A 13883-nucleotide genomic window follows, 5' to 3' on the forward strand; every position below is an offset into this window, starting at 1 on the left:
CAGGAACGGCTGGATGCGTTGGGCTTCGTGCCCTCCATGAGCCGCAAGGGCAACTGCTGGGACAACGCGGTGATGGAGCGCTTCTTCGGCGCACTGAAAAGCGAGTGGACCGACGCCCGGACCTACCGTACCCGCGAGGCCGCCCGACTGGATGTCGTGGAGTACATCGAAATGCAGTACAACAGCGTCCGACCCCACACGGCCCTGGGCCAACTTACCCCCCGGGAGTGGGAAAAGGCCGTTGCTTAGAGGGGTGTCCGTTCTCACTTGACCAGAACACCTGGCCACGCTGGAGCGAAGGCCGGCTCGATCGCCACGTCGCTTCGCTCCTCGCGATGACGGTCTGTTGCGCCGGTGCCGTCGCCCGGGGCGATCCCTCAGGGTGGCGTCATTCGGCCATCGATCATCCCCGACTCGAGGTCCGTACACCTCCGGAAGCCCCATTGGCTGCGTGTTGCAACCGGACATCAGCTTTCTTCGTGCCTTCGTGCCTTCGTGCCTTCGTGCGCTTCGTGGTGACAAGAAACCGGGTTTACAGGCCGCAGCGCACTAGCGCTCGATGCGGTAGATCAGGTCCACCGCTTGCTCGGTGGTCCCCGAGGAGGTCTCGACGCTCAGGTTGCGCGTCAGTTCGTAGCGCAGCAGGACCTTCGAAGTGTTGTCGAACAGCCCGATGGAGTAGCGCAGCAGGAGTCTTGGCGAGAGGTACAGGCCCAGCGTCAGCGCGCTCTCGTCCAGTCCGCCCTCGGTATCCAGTTCCACCTCGTCCAGTCCCAGTTCGCGGCCGATGCGTTCCGTGATCACTGCGCCCTGTTCCAGGCCGTAGGCCGCTGCCGCGGCGGCGATCATGTTGCCGTCCGACTGTGACGCGCCGGACAGCGGGCGCCCGGTCAGCAGGAACGACATCGCCTCGGTCTCGTCCATTGGCGGGTCGGAGATCACCCGCGAGCGCAGGTTGTCCGGCGTACCCCGGATCTCCAGCCCGACCGTCACGTTGTACTCGCGCACGGTGCGCACCGCGCGCAGGTCTAGTTCCGGATTTTCCGCCGGCCCCTGGAAGACGAGGCTGCCGCGCTCTACCCGCAGGTCCTGGCCATAGTCGCTGTACTGTCCCTCGGGAATGGTGATCTCCCCGAACAGCTGGGTCGGCTGCCCGGTGATCTCCTCGACATCGACCTCGCCGGCGAAGCGTGCGGTCAGGCCGTAGCCGTCGAAGCGCACGTCGTCGCCCAGCCGGATCCGGATGCGGATATCGGTCTTCAGCCCCTGGGCCTCCTGGATCTCTTCGCCGAGGATGACTTCGTCGCCGGAGACCCGGATCGCGCCGGGCGGCAGGTCCGGTGGCCGGATGCGCGCCCAGGGCAGGAAGACCTCGCCGCGCACGCGAATGCCATCGGCGGGGGTGAAGACCAGCTGCAGATCCGGCGTGATGCGGGCCTCGGCGTCCAAACGATTGACCACCAGGAAGTCCTTGCCGGCCAGGTTCAGCTCCGCGCGCGGGCCATCCCCGCCGAGATCCACCCGGCCGTCGAGGTCGATGCCGCCGCCTCCCGACTCCAGTCGCCCGGAAAGCGTCAGCTCCTCGGCCGAGACCACCCGGGCGGTGATCTCCGGAATGACGACATCGATGCCGGCCTCCGGGATCAGCACGCCTCCGTTGCGGAACGCCACTTCGCCTTCCACTAGCGGCGCGTCGAGGCGGCCGCCGAAGTCCAGGCGGGCATCCAGTGAGCCCCGCAGGCGCTGGATCTCGGGGCTCAGGGCGGCGAGCCAGCTCAGGTCCTCGAGCCGGGCGACGAAGTCGCCGTCCAGACGCAGGTCGTCGCCGTCCGGGCGCAGGCGGATGTCACTGCGGGCGGTTCCGCCCTCGAGGAAGTCGAGACGCAGGGCGGCGTCCACGTCGCGATCCCGTATCCGGGCGGTCAGGCGCACGTCGCGGTAGGGGATTTCTTCGAGATCGCCTTCTTCGTCGCGTACGATCAGATGACCATTGCTCGGGGTGACGTCCAGATCGGCCGTCAGGGTGCCGTCCCCGTCCACCTGCCCGCTGGCCTCGCCGTTCAGCTGGCCCGCGATCCCCAGTTCCGGCGGCAGGAAGGGTTCCAGCCAGGCCAGCTCGAGGGCCCGTATCCCGGCATCGAACTCCGCACCTGTGGCGGCGCTCCAACGCGCCTCGGCACACAGGCGCGCGTCCTCCCGTGCCAGGCACAGGCGTTCCAGCCGCGCCTGCTCGGGCCCGCCCTCCAGCGCGACCGGCTCGGCCAGGTGCCAGATCCCGGCGGCGGGCTGGTCCAGTTCCAGCCGCGCGAGCTGTCCGCGCCAGTGCAGGCTCTCGGGGTCCAGGCCGCCGAGCAGCGCCAGGTCCATTGAACCCAGGTCCGTCGCCTCCGCGGTAAGGGTGACGCGGTGGTCATCCATACGGCCGGAGGCGTCCAGCCGCAGTGACTCTACCCTTGTGCCGTCGCCCGGATCGAGCCCGGTCAGGCGCAGCTCGATCTCGGCGGGCGCGGCCACTTCGAGGCCCGCGTCGGCCGTCAGTTCCAGCCGTTCCAGGGTGATGTCCGCCAGCCGCAGGCCGGCGCCGCTGCCGCGCGCCACCACGCGTGGGCGTTCGGGGTCACCCGTGATACGGGCCTCCAGTTCCAGCCGGCCCCCAAGGTCGGGCCAGGCCCTGTCCAGTTCCGCGGCATCCAGTTGGAACTCGAAATCGAGGGCGTCGGTCCACTCGCCGCGGGCGGTCAGGGTATTGCGGCCCAGCGCCAGGTCCAAGTGGTCCACGCGCAGCTGCTCGCCCTCCAGCGCCAGTTCCCCCTGACCCGACACGGGCTGGTCGCGCAGGGTGCCCTCCAGGCGTTGCAGCCGGGCCTGGAGGCGGGGTGTACCGTCGGCGTCCAGGCGTCCCTCGCTCGTCAGCGCCAGCGCGAGCTGGCCGGGGGCCTCGGCGATCATGGGCGACGGGTCCAGCCCCTCGCCATCCAGCGCCAGGTCCCATGCGAGCCCTTCGGACCAGTCGAAATCCCCGCTCAGGGTCAGCCGGGCACCTGCGTCGGTCGCGAGCTGGAGTCGTTCGATCTGTCCGGTGGTCTCGGTCAGCACGACCCGGGCATCACCTGTGATGTCGATCCCGCGCAGGCGGGCCCGCAATGGCGCGAGTTCGAGGTGCGCGGCCAGGCGACCGCTGGCGGGCGCGTAGTCACCGTCCAGTGCCAGGCGCAGTTGTTCGATACGGCCGTCGAGGTCCGGGTGCAGGCCCGCCAGTTCCGGGGCCGCGAGATCCAGCCCGAGGTCAAAGACGATGCGATGATCCGGATCGGTCAGATCGCCGGCCAGGCCCGCGGCCGAGCCCGCCAGGTCCAGCTGCGCGGTATCCCGGATGGCCAGGCGGGTGTCCTCGACCCCGGCCTGGCCATCGGCCACCCAGGCATTCAGGCCGCCGCTGATCGGGTGGCCTTCGTAATGCCCGCTCAGCTCGGTGATTGTAGAGCGCGCCTCGAGGGCGGCCAGGAGCGGGGTGTCGGTCCCCAGTGGCAGGTGGCCCTGCAGCTGCGCCTTTAGATGCTCGATCCCGGCATCCACCTCCAGGCCCAGCGGCGCCGTTGCCAGCTGATGGGCCTCCAGGGTCAGGTCCCAGTCCAGGCGGTCGCGGAAACGGACCGGTCCGGACAGGGCGAGCTGTCCGGCCTCGGACTCGATTTGCAGGGCCTCGAGTTGCAACGACTCCAGATTCCCCCGTGCCCGCCCATTCAGGGCGAGGCGCGGCCAGGGCGCGAGGGTGGCGGCGGTGTCGAGGCCCAGCGCCCAGGCCTCCGGCGTGCCGTGCAGGTCGACGCGCCCGGCGTCCAGCGCGACGCTTCGTTCCGAGTCGAGATGGTAGTCGAACGGCTGCCACTGGGCCGTCAGTTCCAGCTCCGGCGTGGCGAACAGCTCGCGAGCGCTGGCTTGCAGGTTCAGCTGGATCCCGGCGTTCAGGTCATGCTCCACCTGCACGCGTTCCCGCAGGGCCCCGGTGATCGACAGCTCGCCGCGTGCCTCGTCCGTTCCCAGGCCCGCGGCGGCCGCCGCGGGCAGTGGGGCGTGCCACTGGCCGTGCAGATCGAGCGGATAGTCCCCGCTGGTCTCGATTGTGCCGGCCAGCCGGGCCCGGATCTCCGGCATGTCCAGTTCCAGCGCCTGCAGTTCCATCCGCGAACCGCGCGCCCGGGCGCCACCCGTCAGGCGGGTGATGGTGGCCAGCGTCTCGCCGGCCTGACGGATCTCCAGGTCCTCGACGAGCAGTTGGCCCAGGCGCACCGCCAACGGCAGCCGGATGGTTTCCGGCAGCGCAAAGGGTTCGTCCGCGGGTGGCGCATCCGGGGCGGGTGGCGGGAGGGCGACGCGCATGCCCGAGGCAGCCAGCACGCGGATGTTCAGCTCCCCGCGCAGCAGGCTGCGGGCGCTGACCCCGACGCGGCCGGCCGGCAGGTCGATGACCGGACCGTCGGGCAGCGCCAGATGCAGCCCGTGCAGTCGCAACTCGGTGAACAGCGTCCCCTCGACCCGGTCGATCTGCAGCTCGACCGGGGCCAGGCGCTCGGCCTGCCCGGCCAGCCAGCGAGTACCGGATTCGGTGGCCAGCAGCCCCGCCAGGGTGCCCAGCAGGATGATCACCAGGGTGAGGACGGTGGACAGTCCCCACAGTGTCGCGCGCACCAGTGGCTTCAAAGGTCCGGCCCCATGGAGAAGTGGATGCGGAAGTCGTCGTCAGAATCCGGGCCGTGGGCCAGGTCCACCCGGATCGGGCCGACCGGGGAGCGCCAGCGCACGCCGAACCCGACTCCGTAGACCGGATCGAATTCGTCCCACTCGTTGACCACGTTGCCGGCGTCGACGAAGGCCGCGGCGCTCCAGTTCCCGACGACCGGATAGTCATACTCCAGGCTGCCGACCACCTTGTGACGACCGCCGATCACGTCGCCGTCCTCGTTGCGCGGGCCGACTCGCTGGTAGCCATAGCCGCGGATGCTGGCATCCCCCCCGGCGTAGAAACGCAGGGAGCTGGGCAGGTCCTGGACCGCGTCCACCTCGGTGAAGCCGGCATCCACGCGCGCCAGTACCCGTCCGGGGCCGAAGCCGCGCACGACCTTGCCACTGGCCAGGACCTGGGCGAAGGAGGTGCTGGACAGGATCTCTTCGCGTGCCCCCTGCACAGTGGTCTCGAAGCGGTAGCCACGGCGCGGGGTCATCGGGTCGTCCGCGTCCATGCGGCTGATGCGGTAGGACGGGATCAGCAACCGGCTGCGCCCGCTGTCGTCATCGCCGGCAGTGTAGTCCTCGTACTCGTAGCGCAGCCCCTCGGTGGTCTGCCAGCCGCTGCGGCGCTGGAGGATCCTGTTCGCCCCGATCTGGAAGCGGTCGGATTCCTGGGTGTCGGTCTTTTCCGTGCGGTAGGTGGTGAACAGGTTCAGGCGTTCGCGCAGTGGGTCGCGCAGCGGGATTTCGTAGTTGTAGCCGATGCCGGAGCGCACCGGTGATGCCTCGATCTCGGCCTGGTAGCGGTGGCCCCGTGTATTGGCGTAGCGGTGTTCGTAACGCAGGCGGATGCGCGGCCCGATATCGGTGGAGTAGCCGATGCCGGCCTCGTAGCTGTGGCGCTTGCGCGGTTCCAGTTCCGCGAGGATCGGGACTTCCAGGCCGTCTGCGGCATCGCGTTGCGGTCGCACGCGGACGCCGCCGAAGTAGCCGCTGTCGTTCAGGTTGCGCTGCAGCGCGATGATCTGCGCCGAGCTGTACGGGTCGCCGGCCTCGAAGGGCACCATGCGCTGGACGAAGTCGTCGGCGAGGATGTCCTGGTCGATGCGGACCTGGCCCATGCGGTAGCGATCCCCGGTCTCCATGTGCAGGCGGATGGTGGCGGCGCGCGCGTCGCGGTCTACCTCCAGGCGTCGGGTGTGGAGATCGGCGTCGAAGTAGCCGCGATCGGCGGCGATCCGCGTCATGCGGTTGCGCAGGGCCTCGTAGCGGTCGTGGCGCAGGGTGTCGCCCACGCGGATCTCGGTCTGGCTGCGCACCGCCTCGAAGCCCAGGTCGTCGGCCCCCTCGCCGGTGATCTGGATATCGATCCGCTCGACCGTGGTGGGTGGCCCGGGGTCCAGGGTGATACGGATGTCCCAGCAGTCCTCGCCGCGCTCGAAGTCCAGCTCCAGCTCGGCGTCGTAGAAGCCGATGGCGCGCAGGGCGTTGCGGGCGCGTTCCTCGGTGTCGCGCAGCACCCGGCGTTCGCGAAACCCCGGCAGGTCGCAGGGGTGCCGCGCCAGGTTGATGCTGTTGCGGATGTTCTCGCGCTGGGCGTCGCTTCCGCCCTCGATCTGCAGGCCCGGGGTCGCGCCGTTCTCCGCGCCGGCCAGGCCCGGAAGACCCGCAAGTACCAGCAGGACCAGCGCAACCACGCCGACGCGGGAACGGGTCAGCCGGCGGGTAAGCAGGTCGCGGAGAGGGGTCATGGAACGATGATAGCGGTTGCGAAGCGGGGCGCGTGTGGGCATCGGAACGCGCGGACTCACGCGAGTTCCCGGTTGGCCGGACGTTGCGTTATGCCGGCGGCGGATCAGGAGGCGGGGCAGTCGACCCCGCTGCCGCGCGAGAACACCACCAGGTGGGTGAAGTCGAGGCGCAGGCGCACGTGCTCGCCGATCACGAAGTTGTCGTGAGACGGGGCCATGCACAGCACGCTGAGCCCGTCGGGCAGGCGCAGGGTGTAGAGGAAGTCCGCCCCGCGGAAGGCCTTGTCCAGGATCTCGGTGCGGATCGTGCCGGCCTCGTTGTCGATGGCGATGTCGTCCGGACGGACCAGCACGTCCACCGCCGTGCCGGGCGGCAGCTGTTCCGACAGCGTGCCTTCGATCTCGCCGAAGGCGGTATCCACCACGTGCTCGGCGCAGACCATGCCGGGGATCAGCGTGCCCTCGCCGACGAAGTCCGCGACAAAGCGATCGGCCGGGCGGTGATAGAGGTTGTAGGCGGTATCCCACTGGGCAACGCGACCCTGGTGGATCACCGCAATGCGATCGGCGAAGGCGAAGGCCTCGTGCTGGTCATGGGTGACCAGGATGGCGGTGGTGTTCTCCGCGCGCAGGATGCGCCGCACTTCGCGGGCGAGTTCGCCGCGCAGTTCCACGTCCATGCTCGAGAAGGGCTCGTCCAGCAGCAGCAACTTGGGTCGTGGCGCCAGTGCGCGGGCCAGCGCGATGCGCTGCTGCTGGCCGCCGGAAAGGGCATGCGGAAAGGACTCGCCGTAGCCGGACAGGCCCACCAGCTTGAGCAGCGAGCGGATGCGCTCGTCACGATCCTTGCGGCTCCAGTGGCGGATGCCGAAGCCAATGTTGTCGGCCACACTGAGATGCGGGAACAGGGCGAAATCCTGGAACACCATGCCGACCCCGCGCTTCTCCGGCGGTACCGTTCCGCGGGCATCGCTGACGCTGCGCCCGTCGAGCTGGATACTCCCGGCCATCAGTGGTTCGAAGCCGGCGATCGCGCGCAACAAGGTGGTCTTGCCACACCCGGAGGGTCCCAGCAGGCAGCCGATCTGACCCTTGGACAGGGCCAGTGATACCTGATGGACCACGGCGGTGCCGTCATAGCCGATATCCACGCGGTCGAGGGCGACGAGCGGCGTGTGGGGCACCTGCAGGGTGGTGTCGATGGGCTGGGTCATGGCGTATTCGTCGTGCCTGCGGGCATGGCGAGGGGTTTCTGCGGCGGTTCTGCGTCCGCCGCGCGGGTCGGGCCCTGCTGGCCGGGGCGTGAGCGGCCGATGGTCACGGACAGCAGGATAACGGGAACCAGGCCGACCAGCACGATCGCCAGGGCGGCGCTGGAGGATTCGGCCAGGCGTTCGTCGCTGGCCAGCTCGAAGGCGCGCACCGCGAGGGTGTTGAAGTCGAACGGGCGCAGGATCAGCGTGGCCGGCAGCTCCTTGAGTACGTCGACGAACACCAGCAGCAGAGCGGTCAGCAGGGTGCCGCGCATGATCGGCAGGTGCACCCGCGTGAGGGTCTGCAGTGGGCGCATGCCGAGCGAACGGGCGGCGTCGTCCATGCTCGGCTGGATCTTGCCCAGCCCCGCCTCGACCGTCTGCAGCGAGACCGCGAGGAAGCGCACGGTATAGGCGAACAGCAGGGCGAACACCGTGCCGGACAGCAGCAAGCCGGTGGACAGCCCGAAGGTGTCGCGCATGAAGCCGTCCAGGGCGTTGTCGAAGGCGGCAAACGGGATCATCACGCCGATCGCGATCACGATACCCGGCACCGCGTAGCCCATGCCGGCCACGCGCACCGCCACCCCAGTAAAACGCCCGCCCTCCATGCGCCGGGCATAGGCAAGGACCAGCGCCAGGGCGACCGCGATCACGGCCGCAGCGATGGCCAGCCAGAAGCTGTTGAAGACCAGCCGTCCAAAGGCCGGATTCATCCACTGCTCGGTGGTCTGCATGGTCCACAGGCCGAGCTGGAAGGCCGGCAGCAGGAAGCCGAGCAGCACCGGCAGCAGGCAGCCGACAAAGGCCGCGGTGCCCTTCCAGCCGCGCAGCTGATAGCGCGGCAGGGTGGAGTAGCGCCGACTGGTGTGATGAAACCGCGCCTTGGCCCGCGACCAGCGTTCCAGCACGATCAGCACGAACACAAAGGTCAGCAGCACCGCCGAGAGCTGGGCGGCGGCCGCAGGGTCGCCCAGGGCGTACCAGGTGCGGAAGATGCCAGTGGTGAACGTGCTCACGCCGAAGTAGGCGACTGTGCCGTAGTCCGCCAGTACCTCCATTAGCGCAAGGGTCAGCCCGGCGATGATGGCCGGGCGGGCGAGGGGCAGGGCGACCCGGCGAAAGCCGCCGAACGGCCCGGCCCCCAGGGTGCGGGAGACCTCCAGCACGCAGACCGACTGCTCCAGGAAGGCCGCCCGGCTGAGCAGGTAGACATACGGGTACAGCACCAGTGTCAGCATGACCATGGCCCCGCCAAGGGAGCGGATCTCGGGAAACCAGTACTCGCCGTAGCCCAGGCCGGTGAGGTCGCGGATCAGGCCCTGCACCGGGCCGCTGAAATCCAGCATGCCGGTGTAGGTGTAGGCGATGATGTAGGCCGGCATGGCCAGTGGCAGCATCAGCGCCCACTGGAAGATCCCGCGGCCGGGGAAGTCGCAGACACTCACTAGCCAGGCCACCGGCACCCCGATCAACAGTACGCCGATCCCGACACCGATCAGCAGTGCCAGGGAGTTCAGCACGTAGTCGGCGAGGACCGTCTCGCGCAGATGGGTCCAGACCTCGCCGGCGGGGATAAAGACGTGTCCGAAGATGACCAGGATCGGCAGGGCGAGGGTCAGTGCCACGACGATCGCGACCGCCGACCACGGGCTGAACGGTGGGCGCCGACGCGCCGAGAGGCTCGCGGTCATGGCGGGGTTTGTCGTCTGCGCGGTCATGGAGTGCGAATAGTAAAGGTTCTTGTTTCGAATACCACTATGGCCGCCTTGCGACTGGCGGATTGTCGTGGTGCTGCGTGACGTTGCTGTGGCCGGGTTGTTTCGGTTAACTAGGGAGGGCACGGATGCAGGATGTGCTGAGCGCAGCGAAACGCATCGGGCCTAACCCGTCGACGCGATGATGCGTTTCGCTGCGCTCAACCCATCCTACGTAGTCCCTGAATTTGCGGTTTTCTCTGTGCCCTCTGTGGTGCAAAACAGAACGCCCCCGGAAAACCGGGGGCGCGTGAGTGAGGCAGCTTGCGTGAGGCTCAGCGCCAGCGGACACGGTCCATGATGCGCACGGCCTCGGCGTTGTTGTTGCCGAGCCGGTAGAGCTCGATGTCGTCCGCCTGGAAGTCACCGAAGCCCTGGAGGATCTCGCTGGCCGGTACGTCGTCGCGGATCGGGTATTCCTGGTTAACTTCGGCGTACCACTGTTGTGCCTCGGTCGAGGACAGGAACTCCAGCAGGCGAACCGCATTGTCCCGGTTCGGGGCATGCGCGGTGACGCCGGCGCCGCTGATGTTCACGTGGGTACCGCGGCCGTCCTGGTTGGGCCAGAAGACGCCGATCTGTTCGGCGACCTCGCGGTCACGGCCCTCGCCATCCAGCATCAGCCCCAGGTAGTAGGTGTTGGCGATCGCGACGTCGCAGACCCCGTCGGCCACGGCGCGGATCTGGTCACGGTCCCCGCCCTGTGGCTGGCGCGCCATGTTGGCGACGATCCCGGCGGCCCAGTCCTGGGCGGCTTCGGCGCCCTCGGTGGCGATCATTGCGGCGACCAGCGACTGGTTGTACACGTTGCTGGAAGAACGGATGCAGATGCGGCCTTGCCATTGCGCGTCGGTCAGGGCCTCGTAGGTCGACAGGTCGGCCGGGTCGACCCGGTCCTTGTGATAAAGGATCGGGCGGGCCCGTGACGAAAGGCCGAACCACAGGCCCTCGGGGTCGCGGTAGCGCTCGGGGATGTTCTCGCGCAGCACGTCGGATTCCACCGCCTGCAGGACGCCGGTCTCGCGGGCCTGGTGCAGGCGCGCCGCGTCCACGGTGATGAAGACGTCGGCCGGCGAATTGCGCCCTTCGTGGCGCAGGCGTTGCAGCAGGCTGTCCGCCCCGCCGGTCACCAGGTTGACCTGGATGCCGGTCTGGTCGGTGAAGTCCTCCAGCAGCGGCTTGATCAGGTTCTCCTGGCGCGCGGAGTAGAGGTTGACCTCGTCCTGGTCGGCGGGGCTGCAGCCGACCAGGGGTATGCTGACGGCGATGGCGGCCATCGTGCCGACCGCCCAGGCAAGTGGGCGAAGCGTCATGATATGGAGTCCTCTTCCGGAGTGGGTTGCGTCGTTGATAATTGGGTAGTCGCGAACGATTGTCATTTGTGTTCTCATCCAAGTCAATACCTGATGCGCCGACACCGGGATCGGGCGGGTCTCATCCGGGCGCAACGCTGATACGCTTGGCGCATGGACAAGCCGCTGCCCGAATCCCCCGCCCCCCTGCCGTCTTCCCTGCAGCAGGAGGTCCGCGACCTGCTGGCCGAGCTGGACGAGAAGCTCGCCTGGCCGGATACCTTTCTGGCGTCGACGCCCGCGCCGTTCGCCTTCAGCCACTATCTGGCGCAAACGGTGCGCCAGCACCCGGAATATCTGCTGGAGGCCCTGGACCCGGAGGGCCGGGTGGCGGCCTGTGACGATGGGGCTTTCCAGCGCGCGCTGGAGGCGCGTCTGGAGCGCGTCAATGACGATGCCGGGCTGCGGCACGCGCTGCGCGAGACGCGGCACCGCGAGATGATCCGTATTGCCTGGCGCGATCTGTCGGGCCAGGCGGACCTCGACGAGGTGATGCACGACCTGAGCCGGCTGGCCCGGTCCCTGATCGAGGGCGGGCTCCAGTGGCTGGATCGGCATCTGCAGGAACGTTACGGCCAGCCGCGCGGGCCTGAGGGCGAGGCCCAGTCCATGGTGGTCCTGGGCCTGGGCAAGCTGGGGGGTGGCGAGCTCAACTTCTCCTCCGACATCGACCTGATCTTTGCCTTCGAGGAGGCCGGGGAGACCGACGGCCAGCGCGTGATCGAGAACCAGGCGTTCTTCCAGCGCCTGGGGCGGCAGCTCATTGCGGCGCTGTCGGACGTGACCGCGGACGGCTTCTGCTATCGCGTGGACATGCGCCTGCGCCCCTTTGGCGATTCCGGCCCGCTGGTGATGCATTTCGACGCGATGGAGGACTACTACCAGGCGCACGGGCGCGAGTGGGAGCGCTACGCCCTGATCAAGGCGAGCCCGCTGGCGGGCGACCCGGATGCCGGCGCACGCCTGATGCGCCGGCTGCGCCCGTTCATCTACCGGCGCTACCTGGACTACGGCACCCTCGCCAACCTGCGCGATTTGAAGCAGATGATCAACGACGAGTCGGCCCGGCGCGGCCGGTTCGAGGACGTGAAGCATGGCGAGGGCGGGATCCGCGAGATCGAGTTCATCGCCCAGTCGTTCCAGCTGATCCGGGGCGGTCGCGACCAGGCCCTGCAGCGCCGCGACCTGCTGGGCGTGATGGGGGTGCTGCAGGAGCGCGAGCTCTTGCCTGCCTACGCCGTCGAGCAACTGGAGCGTTCCTACCGCTTCCTGCGTCGGGTGGAGAACCGCCTGCAGATGTTCAATGATCAGCAGACGCACCGGCTGCCTTCCAGCGGCGGCGACCGCCATCGCCTGGCCCTGTCGCTGGGCTTCGACGACGAGGCCTCGTTCGAGATGGCGCTGCTGCGCGAGCAGCGGCGGGTGCACGCCCACTTCGAGCAGGTGTTCAGCGCGCCGCAACGGGCGGACGACGCAGCCATGGAGGCCTCGTCGGAGACCGACCGCGAGCAGCAGCTCAACCGCCTGTGGCAGGGCTCACTGCCGGAGGCGGACGCACGCGCCGTACTCGAGGCAATGGAATTCCAGGACGCGGACGAAGCCCTGCGCGGCATTGCCGATCTGCGAGAGAGTCCGGGCGTGCGCGCGATGAGCGTCACCGGGCGTCAGCGGCTGGATCGCCTCATGCCCCTGCTGATCGGGGCCATCGCGGAGATGGAGGCCCCGGACGCGGTTTTGCCGCGCGCGCTGCAGATGGTGCGCACCATCGCCCGGCGTTCGGTGTATCTGTCGCTTCTGGTGGAGAATCCGCTGGCGCTGTCGCAGCTGGTGAAGCTGGTGGCTGCAAGCCCGTGGATCAACGAGCAGCTGACCCGGCATCCGGTGCTGCTGGACGAGCTGCTGGACCCGCGCGCGCTGTATGCACCGCCGGATCGCGACGGGCTGCGCGAGGAGCTGGAGGCCGAACTGGCCCAGTTCCCCGAGCAGGACCACGAACAGATGCTGGACCGCCTGCGCCAGTTCAAGCAGGTGCAGACGCTGCGCGTGGCGGCCGCCGACATCATGGGCTTCCTGCCCCTGATGAAGGTCTCCGATCACCTGACCTGGCTGGCCGAGGTATTGCTCGATCAGGTGTTGCAGCTGGCCTGGGCAAAGATGGTCGAGCGCCACGGCGAGCCGCAGTGCGGGGCGGCGGATGCGCGGCGCGTGGCGCGTTTCGCGGTGATCGGTTACGGCAAGCTGGGCGGCTTCGAGCTGGGCTATGGCTCGGATCTGGACGTGGTCTTCCTGCATGACAGCGAGGGCGACGAGGCCCAGACCGCGGGCCCGAAGGTGATCGACAACACCGAGTTCTTCGCGCGCGTGGCCCAGCGGGTGGTGCACCTGCTGGGGGCCTTCACCCCGGCGGGCCGCCTGTACGAGGTGGATACGCGGCTGCGGCCCAGTGGTGCGGCAGGGCTGCTGGTCAGCGGCCTGCAGGCGTTTCGCCGCTACCAGGACGAGTCCGCCTGGACCTGGGAGCACCAGGCGCTGGTGCGGGCCCGCTTCGTCACCGGGGATGCCGAGCTGGGCGAGCGGTTTGACACCCTGCGCCGCGAGGTGCTGACCCGCGAGCGTGATGCCGGGGCCCTGCGCGACGAGGTCGTCGAGATGCGCAATCGCATGCTGGCGGAACACGCCTCGAAGAAGGGCCAGGGCTTCCATCTCAAGCGCGACCGTGGCGGTATCACTGATATCGAATTCATGGTTCAATACTGGGTTTTGGTGTCCGCGCACGATCACCCCGCCGTCTGCGACTGGCCGGACAAGATCCGCACGCTGGAGGCGCTCGGGCGCGAGGGTGTGATCGACGCGGGCCTGAGCGAGGGGCTGGCGGATGCCTACCGTGACCTGCGCAACCGCATCCACCGCCTGACGCTGGCGGGCCTGGATGCCCGGGTCGAGAGGCCCGACGAGGCCCTTTGCTCCGTGCGCGATCGCGTGATCGAAGCTTGGAATGACCTGTTCGGCGAGCCGCAATCGGCCGCGAACCAGAACGCATAG

7 protein-coding genes are annotated in these 13883 nt (G+C 68.7%); 2 read left to right on the forward strand and 5 right to left on the reverse strand.

Annotated elements, in window-relative coordinates; translation table 11 throughout:
* The coding region (locus tag F572_RS0101345) for an integrase core domain-containing protein (protein WP_018158313.1) at window positions 1-249 on the forward strand (249 nt) is incomplete at its 5' end.
* 300 nt (window positions 250-549) lie between these two features.
* Here F572_RS0101345 and F572_RS0101350 read toward each other — a convergent pair.
* The 5 genes from F572_RS0101350 to F572_RS0101370 form a co-directional block, all read right to left on the reverse strand.
* Complete coding sequence (locus tag F572_RS0101350; RefSeq protein ID WP_026142908.1) at window positions 550-4689, reverse strand: translocation/assembly module TamB domain-containing protein; 4140 nt, start codon at window positions 4687-4689, stop codon at window positions 550-552.
* 8 nt (window positions 4690-4697) lie between these two features.
* A complete protein-coding gene (locus F572_RS0101355; RefSeq protein WP_017940896.1) occupies window positions 4698-6521 on the reverse strand; it encodes an autotransporter assembly complex family protein in 1824 nt (607 codons plus the stop codon).
* Between the two features lie 62 nt (window positions 6522-6583).
* Window positions 6584-7693, reverse strand: a complete 1110-nt coding sequence (locus tag F572_RS0101360; protein WP_017940895.1) for an ABC transporter ATP-binding protein — start codon at window positions 7691-7693, stop codon at window positions 6584-6586.
* A complete protein-coding gene (locus F572_RS0101365) occupies window positions 7690-9453 on the reverse strand; it encodes an iron ABC transporter permease (RefSeq protein ID WP_026181384.1) in 1764 nt (587 codons plus the stop codon). The genes F572_RS0101360 and F572_RS0101365 overlap by 4 nt, the downstream gene beginning before the upstream one ends.
* A 311-nt stretch (window positions 9454-9764) precedes the next feature.
* Window positions 9765-10802 carry a Fe(3+) ABC transporter substrate-binding protein gene (locus tag F572_RS0101370; RefSeq protein WP_017940893.1) on the reverse strand — a complete coding sequence of 346 codons (1038 nt, stop codon included), beginning with the start codon at window positions 10800-10802 and terminating at the stop codon, window positions 9765-9767.
* Window positions 10803-10955: 153 nt separating this feature from the next.
* Here F572_RS0101370 and glnE point away from each other — a divergent pair, with 153 nt between their 5' ends.
* A complete protein-coding gene (glnE, locus tag F572_RS0101375; protein ID WP_017940892.1) occupies window positions 10956-13883 on the forward strand; it encodes a bifunctional [glutamate--ammonia ligase]-adenylyl-L-tyrosine phosphorylase/[glutamate--ammonia-ligase] adenylyltransferase in 2928 nt (975 codons plus the stop codon).

This window comes from Thioalkalivibrio sp. ALE14, from assembly GCF_000376845.1.
Taxonomy (GTDB): Bacteria; Pseudomonadota; Gammaproteobacteria; order Ectothiorhodospirales; family Ectothiorhodospiraceae; genus Thioalkalivibrio.